The organism is Bacillus sp. LH1 (assembly GCF_057924895.1).
On the sequence record NZ_CM175007.1, the window covers coordinates 132,608 to 150,000 of the forward strand.

The following is a 17,393-nucleotide window of genomic DNA, read 5'->3' on the forward strand; positions in this document are numbered from 1 at the left end:
CGTGGCTAAAAAATCTATGATAGCGAAACAAAAGCGTACTCCTAAGTTTAAAGTACAAGAGTATACACGTTGCGAACGCTGCGGTCGTCCGCATTCTGTATACCGCAAATTTAAACTTTGCCGTATTTGTTTCCGTGAACTTGCATATAAAGGTCAAATTCCTGGTGTTAAAAAAGCTAGTTGGTAAAACCCACAAATGGGAAGGAGGTAAAACACATGGTGATGACAGATCCAATTGCAGACATGCTTACTCGCATCCGTAATGCGAACATGGTACGTCATGAGAAATTAGAGGTTCCTGCTTCTAAAATCAAAAAAGAGATCGCTGAACTTTTAAAACGTGAAGGTTTCATTCGTGATGTAGAATACATCGAGGATAACAAACAAGGTATCCTTCGTATTTTCCTGAAATATGGTGCAAACAATGAACGTGTAATCACTGGATTAAAACGTATCAGTAAACCTGGCTTACGCGTTTACGCTAAAGCTGACGAAGTACCACGTGTACTTAACGGATTAGGTATCGCTCTTGTTTCTACATCTAAGGGAGTAATGACAGACAAAGACGCTCGTCAATTACAAACTGGTGGAGAAGTAGTAGCATACGTTTGGTAATATATATTTAAAACGAACGGAGGTGTGACCACATGTCTCGTATTGGTAAAAAGATTCTTGAAATCCCTGCAGGTGTTACTATTACAGTTGCAGAAGACAATACTGTAACAGTAAAAGGCCCTAAAGGTGAATTAACTCGTACTTTCAATGCTGATATGCTTATCAAAATTGAAGAGAATACATTAACAGTTGAGCGTCCATCTGAACAGAAGGAACACCGTGCATTACACGGTACAACTCGTGCTTTAATCGGAAACATGGTTGAAGGTGTAACTGAAGGTTTCGCACGCGGACTTGAATTAGTCGGTGTTGGTTACCGTGCTCAAAAACAAGGTGATAAACTTGTATTAAGCGTAGGTTATTCTCATCCAGTAGAAATGACTCCGGAAGCAGGTCTTGAAGTTGAAGTACCTGCACCAACTAAGATCGTAATTAAAGGTATCGACAAGCAACGTGTTGGCGAATTCGCTGCTAACATCCGTGCTGTACGTGCTCCTGAGCCTTACAAAGGTAAAGGTATTCGTTACGAAGGCGAAGTTGTTCGTCGTAAAGAAGGTAAAACTGCTAAGTAAACCCGTTAGGTGAGAGAAAGGAGTGACAAGAATGATCACTAAAGCTGATAAAAATGCGACTCGTAAGAAAAGACATGCACGTGTACGTGCTAAACTTACTGGTACTGCAGAGCGTCCACGTTTAAACGTGTTCCGTTCTAACCAACATATTTACGCTCAAGTTATTGATGATGTGAATGGTGTAACGTTAGTAAGTGCATCTACTCTTGATAAAGACCTTGCTCTTAACGGTACTAGCAATATTGAAGCTGCTACGAAAGTTGGAGAATCAGTTGCTAAGCGTGCTGTAGAGAAAGGCGTTAAAGAAGTAGTATTTGATCGCGGTGGTTACTTATACCATGGCCGTGTTAAAGCTCTAGCTGAAGCTGCTCGTGAGGCTGGATTACAATTTTAATGGTCAAAGGAGGGAAAATTGATGCATCGCATTGACCCAAGTAAATTAGAACTTGAAGAACGTGTAGTTACGATAAATCGTGTCGCGAAAGTTGTTAAGGGTGGTCGTCGTTTCCGCTTTGCTGCACTAGTTGTAGTTGGCGATAAAAACGGTCATGTTGGATTCGGTACTGGTAAAGCACAAGAGGTACCAGACGCAATCCGTAAAGCTATCGAAGACGCTAAGAAAAACTTAATCGCTGTACCATTAGTTGGTACAACAATTCCACACACAATCAACGGTCATTTTGGCGCTGGTGAAGTATTCTTAAAACCTGCTGCTGAGGGTACTGGTGTTATTGCTGGTGGACCTGTTCGTGCGGTCCTTGAATTAGCTGGTGTACAAGATATTCTTTCGAAATCTCTTGGTTCTAACACACCAATCAACATGATTCGCGCTACTGTGAACGGATTAAGCGAACTTAAGCGCGCTGAAGATGTTGCAAAATTACGCGGTAAATCTGTAGAAGAGCTACTAGGTTAAGGAGGGAAAACAAATGGCGAAAAAGTTAGAAATTACCCTCACTCGTAGTGTAATTGGTCGTCCACAAGATCAACGTGCGACGGTAGAAGCTTTAGGTCTTAAAAAGTTGAATTCAACTGTAGTTAAGGAAGAAACTCCTGCTATTCTTGGTATGATCAACAAAGTTTCTCACCTTGTAACTGTAAAAGAAGCTTAAGGATAACTCATTAATATAAGGAGGTGCCTGGGAATGAAACTTCATGAATTAAAACCTGCAGAAGGTTCTCGTAAAGTACGTAACCGTGTCGGTCGTGGTATCGGTTCTGGTAACGGTAAAACTGCTGGTAAAGGTCATAAAGGACAAAACGCACGTTCTGGCGGCGGTGTTCGTCTTGGCTTCGAAGGTGGTCAAACTCCATTATTCCGTCGTTTACCAAAACGCGGCTTCACAAACATTAACCGTAAAGAGTTTGCTATTGTAAACTTATCAACGTTAAATCGTTTTGAAGATGGTACAGAAGTAACACCTGAATTATTGCTGGAAACTGGCGTTATCAGCAAGTTAAACGACGGTGTTAAAGTTCTTGCAAGCGGAGCAGTAGAGAAAAAACTAACTGTTAAAGCGCACAAGTTCTCTTCAAGTGCTAAAGAAGCAATTGAAGCAGCTGGCGGATCAGTTGAGGTGATCTAATGTTTCGTACAATCTCCAACTTTATGCGCGTTGCTGAGATAAGACGTAAAATATTATTCACTTTAGCGATGTTAATCGTATTCAGGATTGGCACGTTTATCCCCGTGCCATTTACAAATGGAGACGTACTGAAGGCACAAGATCAATTAAATGCTTTAGGTATTCTAAATACATTTGGCGGTGGAGCCTTGAAAAACTTCTCCATCTTTGCGATGGGAATCATGCCGTATATTACAGCATCCATCATCGTGCAATTATTGCAGATGGATGTTGTTCCTAAATTTTCGGAATGGTCGAAGCAAGGTGAAATGGGCCGTCGTAAATTAACGCAATTCACGCGTTACTTTACAATTGTTCTTGCGTTTATTCAGGGGTTTGGTATGTCAATCGGTTTTAACGGTATGGTAGGTGGACAATTAATTTTGAATCCAGGTTGGAGCACTTATTTATACATTGCTACGGTACTGACTGCTGGTACTGCATTTTTAATGTGGTTAGGTGAACAGATTACAGCTAAAGGTGTAGGTAATGGTATTTCCATCCTTATCTTTGGCGGTATTGCCGCAGCGATCCCAAGTGTTATATCTCAAGTGTATCAGCAACAGTTTCAAAATATCGGAGATCAATTGTTCATGAGTATCGTTAAAGTTGCATTGATTTTACTAGCTGTGCTAGCAGTTATTGTGGGTGTTATTTTCATTCAACAGGCTGTTAGAAAGATCCCAATTCAATATGCGAAGCGTGTAACAGGAGGAAATGGTGGTTATGCTGGAGCACAAAACACACATTTACCGCTTAAGGTAAATAGTGCTGGTGTTATTCCAGTAATTTTTGCTGTTTCATTCTTAATTACGCCTCCGACTATTGCACAGTTCTTCCCGAAACATGATGTATCGCAGTGGATTATTGCAAACTTTAACTATTCTCACCCAGTGGGAATGATCATATATGTTGCGCTCATTGTAGCCTTCACATATTTCTATGCATTTGTTCAGGTTAATCCAGAGCAAATGTCAGAGAATCTAAACAAGCAAGGTGGATATGTTCCAGGTATTCGTCCGGGTAAGAATACGGAACAATATCTAACAAAAATCTTGTATCGTTTGACCTTTGTAGGATCAATTTTCCTAGCAGCGATTGCAATCTTACCAGTTATCTTTACGAAATTGGGAAATCTTCCTCCATCTGCACAGATCGGTGGAACGAGTATGTTAATCGTTGTCGGCGTTGCTTTAGAAACAATGAAGCAGCTAGAAAGCCAACTGGTAAAACGCCATTACAAAGGGTTTATCAAGCAGTGAGTAAGTGGGAAGAATTGTCTTCCCTACATGCTCATGTACTCTGAGGGGGAACAAGGATGAACTTAATTTTAATGGGGCTTCCTGGTGCTGGTAAAGGTACACAAGCCGAACAGATTGTTGCCAAGTATAACATCCCTCACATTTCAACAGGAGACATGTTCCGTGCAGCTATGAAGGCTGAAACTGAAATGGGTCTACAAGCAAAATCTTTTATTGATAAAGGTGCACTTGTTCCAGATGAAGTTACAATCGGAATCGTTCGTGAACGTTTAAGTCAAGACGACTGCGTAAGAGGTTTCTTACTAGACGGTTTCCCACGAACTGTTGCACAAGCATCAGCTCTTGAAGAAATTATGAAAGATCTTGGCAAAAAAATCGACTATGTTTTAAACATTAATGTGGATTCAGGGTTGTTATTAAAACGCCTTACAGGCCGTCGCATTTGTAAAGAGTGCGGTGCGACTTACCACTTAGAATTCAATCCACCAGCAAAAGCTGATGTGTGCGATAAATGTGGTGGCGAATTATATCAACGCTCTGATGACAATGAAGAAACTGTAGCAAATCGTTTAGATGTAAATATTAAGCAAACAAAACCTTTGCTTGATTTCTACGAAGAGCTTGGTTACTTACAAAGCATTAATGGTGAGCAAGATATCAATAAAGTATTTGCTGATATCGATGTTCTCATCGGAGGCTTAGCGTAATGATAATCTGCAAAACTCCTCGCGAGATAGAAATCATGCGAGAAGCTGGCAGGATCGTTGCTTTGACTCATCAAGAGTTGAAACAGCACATTACTCCAGGAATTACAACGAAAGAGCTCGATCAAATAGCGGAAAAGACGATTCAAAAATATGGTGCTACGCCATCTTTTAAAGGATACAACGGATTTCCGGGGAGCATATGTGCTTCTGTAAATGAAGAGCTTGTACACGGAATTCCAGGGAAGCGCAAGCTCAAAGAGGGCGATATCATCAGTATCGATATTGGTGCGAAATACAATGGGTACCATGGAGATTCTGCATGGACGTATCCAGTTGGAAACATTTCTGAATCTGTTCAAAAGCTACTTGATGTCACAGAAAAATCGTTGTATCTTGGTCTAGAACAAGTAAAACCAGGCGAGAGATTATCAAATATCTCACATGCGGTTCAAACCCATGCTGAAGAGAATGGATTCTCGATCGTTAGGGAGTATGTTGGTCACGGAATCGGGCAAGACTTACATGAGGACCCTCAAATCCCGCACTATGGTCCACCAAATAGAGGCCCTAGATTAAAGCCGGGAATGGTCATCTGTGTTGAGCCGATGGTGAATCAAGGAAGACGATATGTAAAAACACTATCTGATGACTGGACAGTGGTAACGGTAGATGGTAAATGGTGTGCCCATTTTGAGCACACGATTGCTCTTACAGAAGCAGGATACGAAATCCTTACCACTTTATAAGTAGCTGGCTCTCCGGGATTTCAGAGCAGTGTAAAATGTTACTGATTTGAAGAAGGGAGAACTATTGAATGGCTAAAGATGATGTAATTGAAGTCGAAGGTACCGTTCTTGAAACGTTGCCAAATGCTATGTTCAAAGTAGAATTAGAGAATGGGCATGTCGTATTGGCTCACGTTTCTGGTAAAATCCGTATGAACTTCATTCGTATTTTACCAGGAGACAAAGTTACGGTAGAATTATCTCCGTACGATTTAAATCGTGGTCGTATTACGTACCGTTTTAAATAATATAGCACTCCGTAATCTTTAAGGAGGTTCGAGACATGAAAGTAAGACCGTCAGTTAAACCAATCTGCGAAAAATGTAAAGTTATTCGTAGACGTGGAAAAGTAATGGTTATTTGTGAAAACCCTAAACATAAACAAAAACAAGGTTAATCAGAAGGAGGTGCATTCGTAATGGCACGTATCGCAGGTGTAGATATTCCTCGAGACAAACGCGTTGTTATTTCTTTAACTTACGTATTCGGCATTGGTCGCACAACTGCTGAAAAAATTCTTGCTGAAGCAGGTATTTCTGAAGAAACACGAGTTCGTGATTTAACGGAAGACGAATTAGGACGTATCCGTGATATCATCGATCGTATTAAAGTTGAGGGAGACCTTCGTCGTGAAGTATCTCTTAACATCAAACGTCTAATGGAGATCGGTTCTTACCGTGGTCTTCGTCACCGTCGTGGTTTACCAGTTCGTGGTCAAAACTCTAAAAACAATGCTCGTACACGTAAAGGTCCACGTCGTACAGTAGCAAATAAAAAGAAATAATAAGTAAAGGAGGTTGAACTAACAATGGCACGTAAAACAAACACTCGTAAAAAACGTGTGAAAAAGAATATTGAAGCTGGTATAGCTCATATTCGTTCTACTTTCAACAACACAATCGTAACACTTACAGATACTCACGGTAACGCACTTTCTTGGTCTAGTGCTGGTGCACTTGGTTTCCGTGGATCTCGTAAATCTACTCCATTCGCTGCGCAAATGGCTGCTGAAACTGCTGCTAAAGCTGCAATGGAACACGGTTTAAAAACTTTAGAGGTTACTGTTAAAGGTCCTGGTGCTGGTCGTGAAGCTGCAATTCGTGCTCTTCAAGCTGCAGGTCTAGAAGTAACAGCAATTAGAGATGTTACTCCAGTTCCTCATAATGGATGTCGTCCACCAAAACGTCGTCGTGTGTAATTTTTCTGTATAGAATTTTCCCTTTTGTCTATAATGGATATGATGCATTATCGAGAAATTTCGTACAGAAACATCGCTTGTTGTGCACAATCGGGAACTGCCTAAGGGGGACTTTCGGTTAGACAGGGGTTATACCTTTGTTTAACCGGGGTTTCGACGTTTTGAAGGAGGGTTTAGTTAATGATTGAAATCGAAAAGCCGAAAATCGAAACGGTTGAACTTAACGAAGATGCTAAATATGGTAAATTCGTAATTGAACCGCTTGAGCGTGGATATGGTACTACTTTGGGTAACTCCTTACGTCGTATTCTTTTATCCTCACTCCCTGGTGCCGCTGTTACTGCTATCCAAATCGATGGCGTATTACATGAATTTTCAACAGTTGAGGGCGTAGTAGAAGACGTTACGACGATCATCTTAAACTTGAAAAAGTTAGCTCTTAAAATCTACTCTGAAGAAGAGAAGACGTTGGAAATTGATGTACAGGGCGAAGGTATTGTCACAGCTGCTGATATTACTCACGATAGTGATGTAGAAATCTTAAATCCAGATTTACACATTGCAACGTTAGCAAAAGATGCGCATTTCCGCGTGCGTTTAACTGCAAAGCGTGGCCGTGGGTATACGCCAGCTGATGCAAATAAAAGCGAAGATCAACCAATAGGAGTAATTCCTATTGATTCTATTTATACTCCAGTATCACGTGTGACTTACCAAGTGGAAAAGACACGTGTCGGACAAGTGGCTAATTATGATAAGCTTACGCTTGATGTATGGACGGATGGAAGCATCGGGCCAAAAGAAGCTATCTCTTTAGGTGCCAAAATCTTAACTGAGCATTTAAATATCTTTGTTGGTTTAACTGATGAAGCACAAAATGCTGAGATTATGGTCGAGAAGGAAGAAGATCAAAAAGAGAAAGTTCTTGAGATGACTATCGAAGAACTAGACCTTTCTGTTCGTTCTTATAATTGCCTAAAACGTGCAGGAATTAATACTGTACAAGAGCTTGCGAACAAAACAGAAGAAGATATGATGAAAGTTCGTAACTTAGGACGTAAATCCTTAGAAGAAGTTAAACATAAACTTGAGGAATTAGGTTTAGGTTTACGTAAAGACGACTGAGGATTTAAACCCATCAACAAAGGAGGGAACTACGAATGGCATACAGAAAATTAGGCCGTACAAGTGCGCAACGTAAAGCTATGTTACGTGATTTAGCTACTGATTTAATTATCAACGAGCGCATCCAAACGACAGAAACTCGTGCAAAAGAACTTCGTTCTGTAGTGGAAAAAATGATCACTTTAGGTAAACGCGGAGATCTTCATGCTCGTCGTCAAGCAGCAGCTTTCATTCGCAATGAAGTAGCTAACGCTGAGACTGGTCAAGATGCACTTCAAAAACTATTCGCTGATGTAGCTCCACGCTATGCTGAGCGCCAAGGCGGATACACTCGTATTGCAAAAATTGGTCCACGTCGCGGAGACGCAGCACCAATGGTAATTATCGAGTTAGTATAATGATAATTAAAAGGGCAGGACAGTTCTTTTCAAGAAACTGGTCATGGCCCTTTTTTTTAAATATAAAAATAGGCTAACTTGGCGAAGGAAAGGGTGCCTTCTATTGAAAAAAGAGAAACTTCGGATAGAAAATATATCATTTCAATATCCTGGGGCAGCCACTTATGCATTAAAAGATGTTTCATTTTCCTTATATGAGGGAGAATGGGTATCTATTATTGGACAAAACGGTTCAGGAAAGTCTACACTTGCAAAATTATTGAATGGTTTGTTTTTGCCAGAAGCAGGGACTATTACAGTAAATGATACAATGGTTTTATCAGAGGAAACGGTATGGGATGTTCGAAAACAAATTGGAATGGTATTTCAAAATCCAGATAATCAATTTGTTGGAACGACAGTGCAAGATGATGTTGTATTTGGCTTGGAGAATATCGGAATGCCGAGAGAACAAATGATTGAAAGATTAGAACAGGCCTTGCAACTTGTCCGTATGGAAGATTTTCTTAATGATGAGCCTCATTCCTTATCTGGTGGGCAAAAGCAGCGAGTGGCAATAGCAGGCGTTTTAGCACTTCAACCATCTATTTTAATATTAGATGAAGCAACGTCAATGTTAGACCCTCAAGGGAGACGTGAAGTAGTAGAAACGGTTAGACAACTTGTTACTCAAAAAGGTATTACCGTGTTATCAATTACGCACGATTTAGAAGAAGCGGCACAGTCAGATCGTGTCATTATTTTAAATAAGGGAGAAATATTAGAGGAAGGGACTCCAGAAAAAATTTTCAAATCCTCTCATATGCTCCAAGAAATTGGCTTAGATGTACCGTTTTCGGTGAAAATAGCAGAATTATTAAAAAGAAATGAAATTCTCTTGCAAAATACGCATCTTACAATGGAAAGCTTGGTGAACGAACTTTGGAGATTACATTCCAAAAAGTAGAACATCGTTATCAATATAAAACTCCATTTGAAAGACGCGCACTTTATGATGTAGACGTGTCGTTTCCAAGTGGGGGCTATTATGCCATTATCGGTCATACTGGTTCAGGAAAGTCGACGATGATTCAACATTTAAATGGTTTATTGCAGCCGACAAATGGTACAGTTCAAATTGGTGAACATTTGATTTCGGCAGGAAAGAAAGAAAAAAAGCTAAAGCCACTACGTAAAAAAGTAGGGGTTGTCTTTCAATTTCCAGAACATCAGTTGTTTGAAGAGACTGTGGAGAAAGATATTTGTTTCGGCCCTACTAATTTTGGAGTATCTGTAGACGAAGCAAGGCAAAAGGCTAGAAAGGCAATTGAACTTGTAGGGCTAGAACCAGAACTGTTAACACGTTCTCCGTTCGAATTAAGTGGTGGACAAATGAGACGTGTTGCTATAGCGGGTGTACTGGCAATGGAACCTGAAGTGCTTGTATTAGATGAACCTACAGCAGGACTAGATCCAAAAGGGCAGAACGAACTTATGGAGATGTTTTATAAGCTGCACAAGGAGAAGGGTCTTACAGTCATCCTTGTAACGCATAATATGGAGGATGCTGCTCAGTATGCGGAGCAGATTGTAGTTATGCATAAAGGAACGGTCTTTTTGCAAGGAAGTGCAGAGGAAGTATTTTCACATGCTGATGAACTAGAGAAAATTGGTGTGGATCTTCCTATGTCATTAAAGTATAAACGTGCAATTGAAGAGAAGTTTGGTATTTCAATTCCAAAGGCTACCTTATCTTTAGAGGATCTTACTCATGAAGTTGTGCAGGTGTTACGAAAAGGTGGTCATGAATCATGCAGCAGTTGATTATTGGGAGATATATCCCGGGGAATTCACTTATTCATCAACTTGATCCACGTACGAAGCTGCTGATTGTCTTTTTATATGTATTTGTTGTTTTCTTAGCAAATAATGCGATTTCATATGGATTTTTATTTTTATATGCACTCATTGCTTTATTTTTTGCAAAAGTGCCGATTCGTTATGTACTTTCGGGCTTAAAACCAATTTTATGGATTTTTCTTTTTACATTTTTCCTGCATATTTTTACAAATAAAGAGGGGGATGTACTATTCCAGCTTGGTTGGTTTTCGATATATGAAAAAGGATTAGAGCAAGGGATATACATTTCTGTACGATTCTTCGTTATTATTTTAATGACGACATTATTAACGTTAACGACGACACCTATTGAAATTACAGATGGTTTGGAGACGTTATTAAAGCCGTTGAAGCGTATAAAGGTTCCTGTTCATGAAATCGCATTAATGATGTCAATTTCTCTTCGTTTTATCCCGACATTAATGGATGAAACGAGTAAAATAATGAAAGCACAAGCGTCACGTGGTATTGATTTTGCCGGGGGACCGATAAAAGATAGAATGAAAGCTATTATTTCACTGCTCGTTCCTCTGTTTATCAGCGCTTTTAAGCGTGCAGAGGACTTAGCCATTGCGATGGAAGCTCGTGGATATCAAAGTGGTGAAGGACGTACTAAATTTAGGCAACTACGCTGGAAAACAAGCGATACAGTAACGATTGTCAGCTTATTTTGTTTAGCTTGTATTTTGGCATGGGTGCGATCGTAATGGAGAATAGAGAAATGGATAGAATAAAATGTACGGTTGCATATGATGGCATGCATTTTTGTGGTTATCAAATTCAGCCGAACCATCGTACTGTTCAACAGGAGATAGAAAAAGCATTGCAGAAATTGCATAAGGGAGAACTTGTTCGTGTTCAGGCATCTGGTAGAACAGATTCTACAGTTCATGCAAAAGGACAAGTAATACACTTTGATACTCCTTTGTCTCTTGAAGAGTGGCAATGGAGTAATGCTTTAAACACAATGTTGCCAGATGATATTGTTATTAGGCAAGTAGAGAAAAAAACAGAAGAATTTCATGCACGTTACGGTGTTGAGAAAAAAGAATATCGTTATCGTGTATTATTATCAAAGACTGCGGATGTATTCCGTAGAAATTACGTATATCAATATCCATACCCGCTCGAAATCAACTCTATAAGAAAAGCAATTCCTTATTTTATTGGAACGCATGATTTTACTTCTTTTTGTTCGGCAAAAACTGACAAAAAAGATAAAGTGCGAACAATTTATGAAATCGAGTTAATTGAACAAGATGATGAAATAATTTTTCGTTTTGTAGGTAATGGATTTTTATATAATATGGTCAGAATTATTGTTGGTACGTTACTTAGCGTAGGGCAAGGAAAGCTTGATCCTGATAGCATTCCAGAGATTTTAGCGAAACAAAATCGTCAGTTTGCTGGAAAGATGGCTCCAGGTCATGGGCTTTACTTGTGGGAGGTAAACTATAACAACTAATCCTGGTGTAACATTTGCTTGACATTAGAAACTCAAAAGTATATCATAACATATGGTATTGTTTCTAAAACCACGATTAGCCCCGGAAGGAAATCGTGTTTAAGATAAACAATAGATTTTTTCTATGGAAAAGATAACGAGGAGGGAAACACATGCGTACGACTTTTATGGCAAAAGCTAACGAAGTTGAGCGTAAATGGTATGTGGTTGATGCTGAAGGTCAAACTTTAGGTCGCCTTGCTAGTGAAGTAGCATCCATTTTACGTGGTAAAAACAAACCTACATTTACACCACACGTTGACACGGGTGATCATGTAATTATTATTAACGCTGAGAAAATTCATTTAACAGGTAATAAATTAAACGATAAAATTTACTACCGTCACACTAACCACCCAGGTGGACTTAAGCAAAGAACAGCTCTTGAAATGCGTACAAACTACCCTGTACAAATGTTAGAGCTTGCAATTAAAGGCATGCTTCCAAAAGGACGCTTAGGCCGTCAAGTTTCTAAGAAACTTAACGTGTATGCTGGAGCAGAGCATCCACACCAAGCACAAAAACCAGAAGTTTACGAACTTCGCGGATAATTAATTAAAGGAGGGCTTACTTTGGCACAGGTTCAATACTATGGCACTGGACGTCGTAAGAGTTCAGTAGCGCGCGTACGCCTAGTTCCAGGCGAAGGACGCGTTATCATTAACGGTCGTGATTTTGAAAACTATATCCCATTTGCTGCATTACGTGAAGTAGTGAAACAACCTCTAGTTGCAACAGAAACTTTAGGTAACTACGATGTACTTGTAAACGTAAATGGTGGTGGATACACTGGTCAAGCTGGTGCTATTCGTCACGGTATTTCTCGCGCTTTATTAAAAGCTGATCCAGAATACCGTCTAACACTAAAACGTGCAGGTCTATTAACTCGTGACGCACGTATGAAAGAGCGTAAAAAATACGGTCTTAAAGGCGCACGTCGTGCACCTCAGTTCTCAAAACGTTAATTTTTGCGAACTACAAACCCCAACCATTTTGGTTGGGGTTTTTTATGTTTCATTCCTCTTTTGCAATTTTTATAGCTTGGAATATTTTAGTGCTACCGCCGCGCGTATGCTTCTTCTTTAGAAGTTTAGACTAATACGTATTAGGGAGGTTTATAAGTACTATGAATGTCATTGTCAGCTTACAAGAAAAACAAAAAGAAAAGCAGTTAAAATACGAGCGGAAGATGTTGCGGGAATTATCATTAAAAACATTGCGTTCAAATATTCGTGATGCCTTTCAAATGCAAGAGCTTCATCGTCAGTATGAAGATTACTGTATTGAATTAGGGATAGAATCTTATTTATTAGGAGCGAGATACAGTAAATTTGGTTATTATGGTGAATCGTTTTTTGATGTGAAATATAGAGCTTTAGAAGAAGAACAACAATTAACTGAAACGCTATTTCAATTTTTAACGAGTATGACTATGCGAGAAATAAAGTTGAAAGATGAGGAATTACTTTTTGAATCTTGTCAGCAGTTTATAGGATTGTGGTGGCAAGAAGGGTATGAAAAAGGTGAAAGAAGATATCGATTAAAGCTTCATTAAGACAAGCATAAACTTTCCTCTTGTCCCATATAAGTAATTAGAGGGACTAGCTGGAGGAGGAAAGGTATGAAGAGAATTCGAATTATCTCTTTTGCACTCGCTGCGGTTGTATTGTTTTTTTTAGTCAAGCAAGAATTTCAAATTACAAAATCGTGGCGAGCTTGGAATTTACCCTTATCAGGGAAAGTAATTGTATTAGATGCTGGGCATGGTGGACCAGATGGAGGGGCTGTTGGTGGAAAGGATATTATAGAAAAGGATATTACGCTTGAAATTACAAAAAAGGTACAAGACTATTTACAAGAACAAGGTGCACTAGTTATTTTAACGCGTGAGGGAGATTATGATTTAGCTAACAAAGATACAAAGTCATATAGTAGACGTAAAGCAGAGGATTTAAAAAAACGTGTAGAAATCATCAATAAACCTGATGTAGACTTTTTTGCAAGTATTCATTTAAATGCTTTAACTAGTAGTGGATCGAAAGGCGCACAAACGTTCTATTACCGCTCTTCGATTGAAAATGAACGTGCTGCAAAATTTATACAGGCTGAATTGAGAACAAGTTTAGAGAACACGAATCGTTCTGCTAAGACAATTTCGCATGTGTATTTATTAAAGTATTCTAAAACACCAGGTGCTTTAATTGAAGCCGGCTTTTTATCGAATGTGAACGAAAGGTATATGTTAAATTCGGAGAAATATCAGCAAAAGGTAGCAGCTGCAATATACCGTGGTATATTACGTTATTTCACGGAAAAAGGAAATCCTCCAGAATAAGGAGGATTTTTTTGAGCTTCTCTCGTTAACGAAGTTTTCGGAAAATATGTTATACTGGAAATGTAAACGCATTTATTTCAAGAATACGCAGAGATAAATTCAATTAACATTACGTTATTTTTCATACAGGGGGCTGGGCTAATTATGGTAACGAAAGAGCAAGTGGTTGAAGCGTTAGAAGGGATTGTAGATCCGTTTTTACATAAAACATTAAAAGAAACAAGTGCAATTAAAGAGGTAACAGTCAAGCCAGAGAAGGAACATGTGAGTGTTAAAATTGCAATCGTAAAAACCGGTACAGCGGAACAAATGCAGTTGCAGTCTGGAATTGTAAAGTTAGTAAAAGAACTTGGGGCAGCAACAGTTGGACTTCGTTTTGCAGAATTTACAGAAGAGGAATTAGCTCAGTTTGCACCGGAACAAGAAGAAGAGCAAAGTGAATCTTTATTGTCACCTAATTCAAAAACAACATTCTTAGCAGTAGCGAGTGGAAAAGGTGGCGTGGGAAAATCAACTGTTTCCGTTAACCTTGCAGTTGCTTTAGCTCGTTTAGGAAAAAAAGTTGGTATTATTGATGCGGACATTTACGGTTTTAGTGTGCCAGACATGATGGGGATAGAAAAACGTCCTATCGTAAGAGGTGACAAGATAATTCCGGTGGAACGTTTAGGTGTAAAGGTAATCTCAATGGGCTTCTTTGTAGAGGATAATGCACCAGTTATTTGGAGAGGACCTATGCTTGGGAAAATGTTAAACCACTTCTTCACAGAAGTAGAATGGGGCGATTTAGATTATTTAGTACTAGATTTGCCACCAGGCACAGGTGATGTTGCGTTAGATGTGCACTCAATGTTGCCATCTTGCAAAGAGATTATTGTAACGACGCCTCATCCAACAGCTGCGTTTGTAGCAGCGCGTGCTGGAGCGATGGCATTGCGCACTGAACATAGTATTCTTGGTGTTGTTGAGAATATGGCATATTTTGAAAGTAAGGTAACTGGTGAGAAAGAATATGTATTTGGAAAAGGCGGGGGAGATAAGTTAGCTACCGAATTACAAACGAATGTTCTTGGTCGTATTCCACTGCAACAACCCGATTGGAATAAAGAAGACTTTGCTCCTTCAGTATATGAAGATACACATACAACGGGCATTATTTATAGTAAAATAGCTGAAACAGTAATTGATAAAACAGCTGTTACACAAAAATAAAGTGAAACTTTAATCAGTGGGGTTCACCTGTTACTGACAACAATAAGGCTTTTGTTGCTAGTAAACCTTTCGCTTAATTAGAGGGGGCCATTTTGTCTGTTAATAGCAAGATAAAGTAATAACGAGTGGACAATATATAAATTGTCCACTCGTTATTATAGTTATTATTTTTTACTGTTCTTCCTTCTTCTCGCCTTGAGAACCACCGTCACCGCCTGCTTCTTTCTTACCAGATCCGCCTTTTTCAGCTTTTTGCACACCTTTACTAATGATATCAATCATCTTGGCTTGGAAGAGTGGACTTTCAGCAGTTTCTGTTAGTACTTGTTGTAGATATTGACGGTATTCTTTACTCTTCATTGTTTGTAACATCATTTTTTCTACTTCAGGATTTTTCATAATTTCTATAACGCCTGCTTGGTATTCAGGGTCTTTTAATAAGGTTTTCATTAATTGAGTTTGTTCTTTCCCCATACTTTTAGCAAATTTTGATGAGAACTCAGGATCTTTAAAGAGCTTTTCCCAGAATTGTTGCCCTTTATCGGATACCATGGCATCTTCAATCGTTTTCTTTACTACTGTTTCATCTAGTATGAGTGCTTGTTTCATTTTTTCATCAGTTAATACATCTTGAATAGCTTTCTTACCTTGATCTGTTTTTAAAATATCAACAATCATTTTCTTTGTTTGATCGTAATCTAGTTCGGATTTCGTTTCTTTTCCTTGTGCGCATGCTGCAAGTGCGATAAGTAGAAAAGAAGAAACGAAAATGAATAGCATCCGTTTCATAAGTTGGAACTCCTTTCAGCACAGTTCTCTCTTTTTAATATAAATATCTTTAAGGAATTTATACATGAACATGGCTAGCTTTTTGAAATTGTCATTGATACAATTTAATTAGAAATATAAGGATAATGGGGGATGTGTTGTGAATAGCCGCAAGTGGGTACGACTATTTTTAACGACGTTGTTTCTTGGTGGGATTAGCACAGTTATTATTGGTTTTGTTTTGGAGTGGGACAAGTACAATGAATTTTTTCAAAATTTCGACGGTAAGGAGATTTTAGCAGTATCTTTCTGGCTGATGGGTGTAGGATTTATTTTTAGTGTTATAAGTCAAATGGGATTCTTTGCATATTTAACAATTCACCGTTTTGGACTAGGGATGTTTCGCTCATCTTCTTTATGGAATGCAGTCCAGCTCTTCTTTATTGCATTCGTATTATTTGATTTTGTGTATTTAAGATCTGTACTTATTGCAAATGGGGAAGTCTCGTTAGGGAATAATATACTTGTTGCTGGAATGTTATTTGTGTTTGGAGCAATTGTTGCTTATGTAAAAAGTAAAGAAACAAATAAAAAAGCATTTGTGCCAGCTCTGTTCTTTATGGTTGTTGTAACGATCCTTGAATGGGTACCGGCGCTTCGGATTAATGATACAGATTGGTTATATTTAATGGTTATACCGCTATTGTTATGTAATGCATATCAATTACTTGTATTACATCGTTTAATCGGAAAAACAAGTAAATCAGCTTAATAGAGAGGTTTTATACAACATCAGTTATAATGTTGTAAATGGTATGATTAAAAAAGCTCTACCACCTTCTTGAAAGGTAGTAGAGCTTTTTATGCGTGAAGAGTAGTAGGGAAGAAGCTACTTCACATCTTCACTTTTCGTACTTGTGTTGGAAATAAGTTGTGAAACGGATATTTGCTCATATCCATCACTTTTTATTTTTTGCAGGAGCAGCGGTAAAGCTCTATTTGTTTGAAGGGCAGAATCGGATGCGTGTAATAACACGATATCTCCACCTTTCAAATTATTAGAGACAGTGGAAACGATGTTATTTACACCTGGGTTTTTCCAATCGTTTGAATTATTACTCCAATGTACGACGGTGTATCCAAGTGATTCTGCGATTTTAAGGGTTGCTTTGTTAAATTCGCCACTAGGTGGACGTAACAGCTTGACTTGTTTTACACCAAGTTTCGTAAAAACATCTTGTGCTCGTAAAAGGTCTCGTCTTATTTCATTTGTCTCTAGAGAAGTATAGGATGTGTAATTGTACCCCATACTACCGATTTCGTGTCCATCTTTCATGATTCGCTCTACAATATCGGGGTGTCTTTCGGCCCATGCAGCAGAAAGGAAGAAGGTTGCATTCTTAATTTCT

28 protein-coding genes (1 of these 28 cut by a window edge) are annotated in these 17,393 nt (G+C 38.8%); 26 read left to right on the forward strand and 2 right to left on the reverse strand.

The features are described from left to right. The first annotated feature begins 1 nt into the window (after window position 1). The 25 genes from rpsN (at window position 2) to ACX9TM_RS00855 (ending at window position 15,216) form a co-directional block, all read left to right on the forward strand. A complete protein-coding gene (rpsN, locus tag ACX9TM_RS00735) occupies window positions 2–187 on the forward strand; it encodes a 30S ribosomal protein S14 (protein WP_001085700.1) in 186 nt (61 codons plus the stop codon). Between the two features lie 29 nt (window positions 188–216). Then, window positions 217–615, forward strand: a complete 399-nt coding sequence (rpsH, locus tag ACX9TM_RS00740; protein WP_000245511.1) for a 30S ribosomal protein S8 — start codon at window positions 217–219, stop codon at window positions 613–615. Window positions 616–647: 32 nt separating this feature from the next. Beyond that, window positions 648–1,187, forward strand: a complete 540-nt coding sequence (gene rplF, locus ACX9TM_RS00745) for a 50S ribosomal protein L6 (protein WP_000086558.1) — start codon at window positions 648–650, stop codon at window positions 1,185–1,187. 31 nt (window positions 1,188–1,218) lie between these two features. After that, window positions 1,219–1,581 (forward strand): 50S ribosomal protein L18, encoded by a 363-nt coding sequence (gene rplR / locus ACX9TM_RS00750; protein WP_000628816.1) that lies wholly within the window; start codon window positions 1,219–1,221, stop codon window positions 1,579–1,581. 21 nt (window positions 1,582–1,602) lie between these two features. Continuing rightward, window positions 1,603–2,103, forward strand: coding sequence for a 30S ribosomal protein S5 (gene rpsE / locus ACX9TM_RS00755; protein WP_000554646.1), 501 nt, complete (start codon window positions 1,603–1,605; stop codon window positions 2,101–2,103). A gap of 13 nt (window positions 2,104–2,116) precedes the next feature. Next, window positions 2,117–2,299, forward strand: a complete 183-nt coding sequence (gene rpmD, locus ACX9TM_RS00760) for a 50S ribosomal protein L30 (RefSeq protein WP_001085234.1) — start codon at window positions 2,117–2,119, stop codon at window positions 2,297–2,299. Between the two features lie 33 nt (window positions 2,300–2,332). Next, entirely contained in the window at window positions 2,333–2,773 is a 441-nt protein-coding gene (gene rplO / locus ACX9TM_RS00765; protein ID WP_000766081.1) for a 50S ribosomal protein L15, read from the forward strand. Then, a complete protein-coding gene (gene secY, locus ACX9TM_RS00770; RefSeq protein WP_000490117.1) occupies window positions 2,773–4,074 on the forward strand; it encodes a preprotein translocase subunit SecY in 1,302 nt (433 codons plus the stop codon). The genes rplO and secY overlap by 1 nt, the downstream gene beginning before the upstream one ends. Before the next feature lie 56 nt (window positions 4,075–4,130). Continuing rightward, window positions 4,131–4,781, forward strand: coding sequence for an adenylate kinase (locus tag ACX9TM_RS00775; RefSeq protein ID WP_001048989.1), 651 nt, complete (start codon window positions 4,131–4,133; stop codon window positions 4,779–4,781). After that, window positions 4,781–5,527 (forward strand): type I methionyl aminopeptidase, encoded by a 747-nt coding sequence (map, locus tag ACX9TM_RS00780; protein ID WP_000582539.1) that lies wholly within the window; start codon window positions 4,781–4,783, stop codon window positions 5,525–5,527. Before ACX9TM_RS00775 ends, map begins: the two co-directional genes overlap by 1 nt. Window positions 5,528–5,595: 68 nt before the next feature. Then, window positions 5,596–5,814 carry a translation initiation factor IF-1 gene (gene infA, locus ACX9TM_RS00785; protein WP_001029884.1) on the forward strand — a complete coding sequence of 73 codons (219 nt, stop codon included), beginning with the start codon at window positions 5,596–5,598 and terminating at the stop codon, window positions 5,812–5,814. A gap of 35 nt (window positions 5,815–5,849) precedes the next feature. Continuing rightward, window positions 5,850–5,963 (forward strand): 50S ribosomal protein L36, encoded by a 114-nt coding sequence (gene rpmJ / locus ACX9TM_RS00790; RefSeq protein WP_000868344.1) that lies wholly within the window; start codon window positions 5,850–5,852, stop codon window positions 5,961–5,963. 21 nt (window positions 5,964–5,984) lie between these two features. Further along, window positions 5,985–6,350, forward strand: a complete 366-nt coding sequence (rpsM, locus tag ACX9TM_RS00795; RefSeq protein WP_000090788.1) for a 30S ribosomal protein S13 — start codon at window positions 5,985–5,987, stop codon at window positions 6,348–6,350. 24 nt (window positions 6,351–6,374) lie between these two features. Then, complete coding sequence (rpsK, locus tag ACX9TM_RS00800) at window positions 6,375–6,764, forward strand: 30S ribosomal protein S11 (RefSeq protein WP_000101798.1); 390 nt, start codon at window positions 6,375–6,377, stop codon at window positions 6,762–6,764. A gap of 180 nt (window positions 6,765–6,944) precedes the next feature. Beyond that, window positions 6,945–7,889 (forward strand): DNA-directed RNA polymerase subunit alpha, encoded by a 945-nt coding sequence (locus ACX9TM_RS00805; RefSeq protein ID WP_000569643.1) that lies wholly within the window; start codon window positions 6,945–6,947, stop codon window positions 7,887–7,889. Between the two features lie 35 nt (window positions 7,890–7,924). Continuing rightward, window positions 7,925–8,287, forward strand: a complete 363-nt coding sequence (rplQ, locus tag ACX9TM_RS00810) for a 50S ribosomal protein L17 (RefSeq protein WP_000331490.1) — start codon at window positions 7,925–7,927, stop codon at window positions 8,285–8,287. A 103-nt stretch (window positions 8,288–8,390) separates the two neighbouring features. Beyond that, the gene (locus ACX9TM_RS00815) at window positions 8,391–9,233 is read left to right on the forward strand and encodes an energy-coupling factor ABC transporter ATP-binding protein (RefSeq protein ID WP_000711757.1); all 843 of its coding nucleotides are present in this window, start codon (window positions 8,391–8,393) and stop codon (window positions 9,231–9,233) included. Then, a complete protein-coding gene (locus tag ACX9TM_RS00820; protein ID WP_000406535.1) occupies window positions 9,209–10,090 on the forward strand; it encodes an energy-coupling factor ABC transporter ATP-binding protein in 882 nt (293 codons plus the stop codon). Before ACX9TM_RS00815 ends, ACX9TM_RS00820 begins: the two co-directional genes overlap by 25 nt. Further along, window positions 10,078–10,872 carry an energy-coupling factor transporter transmembrane component T family protein gene (locus tag ACX9TM_RS00825; protein ID WP_001186526.1) on the forward strand — a complete coding sequence of 265 codons (795 nt, stop codon included), beginning with the start codon at window positions 10,078–10,080 and terminating at the stop codon, window positions 10,870–10,872. Before ACX9TM_RS00820 ends, ACX9TM_RS00825 begins: the two co-directional genes overlap by 13 nt. A gap of 14 nt (window positions 10,873–10,886) precedes the next feature. Beyond that, window positions 10,887–11,630 (forward strand): tRNA pseudouridine(38-40) synthase TruA, encoded by a 744-nt coding sequence (truA, locus tag ACX9TM_RS00830; protein WP_002164804.1) that lies wholly within the window; start codon window positions 10,887–10,889, stop codon window positions 11,628–11,630. Window positions 11,631–11,782: 152 nt separating this feature from the next. Beyond that, window positions 11,783–12,220: a 50S ribosomal protein L13 gene (rplM, locus tag ACX9TM_RS00835; protein WP_001260793.1), complete on the forward strand. Its 438-nt coding sequence runs from the start codon at window positions 11,783–11,785 to the stop codon at window positions 12,218–12,220. Between the two features lie 21 nt (window positions 12,221–12,241). Continuing rightward, window positions 12,242–12,634 carry a 30S ribosomal protein S9 gene (rpsI, locus tag ACX9TM_RS00840; RefSeq protein ID WP_000079986.1) on the forward strand — a complete coding sequence of 131 codons (393 nt, stop codon included), beginning with the start codon at window positions 12,242–12,244 and terminating at the stop codon, window positions 12,632–12,634. Between the two features lie 161 nt (window positions 12,635–12,795). Further along, complete coding sequence (locus ACX9TM_RS00845) at window positions 12,796–13,224, forward strand: DUF2521 family protein (RefSeq protein ID WP_001101005.1); 429 nt, start codon at window positions 12,796–12,798, stop codon at window positions 13,222–13,224. 66 nt (window positions 13,225–13,290) lie between these two features. After that, on the forward strand, window positions 13,291–14,004 hold the full coding sequence (gene cwlD / locus ACX9TM_RS00850; RefSeq protein ID WP_000822439.1) for an N-acetylmuramoyl-L-alanine amidase CwlD: 714 nt from the start codon (window positions 13,291–13,293) through the stop codon (window positions 14,002–14,004). Window positions 14,005–14,148: 144 nt separating this feature from the next. Further along, window positions 14,149–15,216, forward strand: a complete 1,068-nt coding sequence (locus tag ACX9TM_RS00855) for an Mrp/NBP35 family ATP-binding protein (protein WP_000256628.1) — start codon at window positions 14,149–14,151, stop codon at window positions 15,214–15,216. A 171-nt stretch (window positions 15,217–15,387) separates the two neighbouring features. Here the strand turns inward: ACX9TM_RS00855 and gerD are convergent, their stop codons facing one another. Further along, window positions 15,388–16,005, reverse strand: a complete 618-nt coding sequence (gene gerD / locus ACX9TM_RS00860) for a spore germination lipoprotein GerD (protein WP_000827295.1) — start codon at window positions 16,003–16,005, stop codon at window positions 15,388–15,390. A 139-nt stretch (window positions 16,006–16,144) separates the two neighbouring features. On the opposite strand from gerD, the gene kbaA reads away from it, so the two are divergent. Continuing rightward, the gene (kbaA, locus tag ACX9TM_RS00865) at window positions 16,145–16,756 is read left to right on the forward strand and encodes a KinB signaling pathway activation protein KbaA (protein ID WP_001088524.1); all 612 of its coding nucleotides are present in this window, start codon (window positions 16,145–16,147) and stop codon (window positions 16,754–16,756) included. A 117-nt stretch (window positions 16,757–16,873) separates the two neighbouring features. Here the strand turns inward: kbaA and pdaB are convergent, their stop codons facing one another. After that, window positions 16,874–17,393, reverse strand: partial view of a polysaccharide deacetylase family sporulation protein PdaB gene (gene pdaB, locus ACX9TM_RS00870; protein WP_000464703.1) — the 3' portion only. Its footprint extends 245 nt past the window's final position; 520 of the gene's 765 nt are visible here — the last part of the coding sequence; the start codon falls outside the window, past its right edge; the stop codon is at window positions 16,874–16,876.

Excerpts from the sequence above, each read along its gene's own strand:
- rplO (WP_000766081.1), top strand. The coding sequence starts at position 2,333 with ATGAAACTTCATGAATTAAAACCTGCAGAAGGTTCTCGTAAAGTACGT.
- rplQ (WP_000331490.1), top strand. The coding sequence starts at position 7,925 with ATGGCATACAGAAAATTAGGCCGTACAAGTGCGCAACGTAAAGCTATG.
- secY (WP_000490117.1), top strand. The coding sequence starts at position 2,773 with ATGTTTCGTACAATCTCCAACTTTATGCGCGTTGCTGAGATAAGACGT.
- ACX9TM_RS00855 (WP_000256628.1), top strand. The coding sequence starts at position 14,149 with ATGGTAACGAAAGAGCAAGTGGTTGAAGCGTTAGAAGGGATTGTAGAT.
- truA (WP_002164804.1), top strand. The coding sequence starts at position 10,887 with ATGGATAGAATAAAATGTACGGTTGCATATGATGGCATGCATTTTTGT.
- ACX9TM_RS00805 (WP_000569643.1), top strand. The coding sequence starts at position 6,945 with ATGATTGAAATCGAAAAGCCGAAAATCGAAACGGTTGAACTTAACGAA.
- rpsK (WP_000101798.1), top strand. The coding sequence starts at position 6,375 with ATGGCACGTAAAACAAACACTCGTAAAAAACGTGTGAAAAAGAATATT.
- rpsE (WP_000554646.1), top strand. The coding sequence starts at position 1,603 with ATGCATCGCATTGACCCAAGTAAATTAGAACTTGAAGAACGTGTAGTT.
- ACX9TM_RS00775 (WP_001048989.1), top strand. The coding sequence starts at position 4,131 with ATGAACTTAATTTTAATGGGGCTTCCTGGTGCTGGTAAAGGTACACAA.
- ACX9TM_RS00845 (WP_001101005.1), top strand. The coding sequence starts at position 12,796 with ATGAATGTCATTGTCAGCTTACAAGAAAAACAAAAAGAAAAGCAGTTA.
- rpmD (WP_001085234.1), top strand. The coding sequence starts at position 2,117 with ATGGCGAAAAAGTTAGAAATTACCCTCACTCGTAGTGTAATTGGTCGT.
- cwlD (WP_000822439.1), top strand. The coding sequence starts at position 13,291 with ATGAAGAGAATTCGAATTATCTCTTTTGCACTCGCTGCGGTTGTATTG.
- rpsM (WP_000090788.1), top strand. The coding sequence starts at position 5,985 with ATGGCACGTATCGCAGGTGTAGATATTCCTCGAGACAAACGCGTTGTT.
- gerD (WP_000827295.1), bottom strand. The coding sequence starts at position 16,005 with ATGAAACGGATGCTATTCATTTTCGTTTCTTCTTTTCTACTTATCGCA.
- rpsH (WP_000245511.1), top strand. The coding sequence starts at position 217 with ATGGTGATGACAGATCCAATTGCAGACATGCTTACTCGCATCCGTAAT.
- rpmJ (WP_000868344.1), top strand. The coding sequence starts at position 5,850 with ATGAAAGTAAGACCGTCAGTTAAACCAATCTGCGAAAAATGTAAAGTT.
- map (WP_000582539.1), top strand. The coding sequence starts at position 4,781 with ATGATAATCTGCAAAACTCCTCGCGAGATAGAAATCATGCGAGAAGCT.
- infA (WP_001029884.1), top strand. The coding sequence starts at position 5,596 with ATGGCTAAAGATGATGTAATTGAAGTCGAAGGTACCGTTCTTGAAACG.
- rplM (WP_001260793.1), top strand. The coding sequence starts at position 11,783 with ATGCGTACGACTTTTATGGCAAAAGCTAACGAAGTTGAGCGTAAATGG.
- ACX9TM_RS00825 (WP_001186526.1), top strand. The coding sequence starts at position 10,078 with ATGCAGCAGTTGATTATTGGGAGATATATCCCGGGGAATTCACTTATT.
- rplR (WP_000628816.1), top strand. The coding sequence starts at position 1,219 with ATGATCACTAAAGCTGATAAAAATGCGACTCGTAAGAAAAGACATGCA.
- rplF (WP_000086558.1), top strand. The coding sequence starts at position 648 with ATGTCTCGTATTGGTAAAAAGATTCTTGAAATCCCTGCAGGTGTTACT.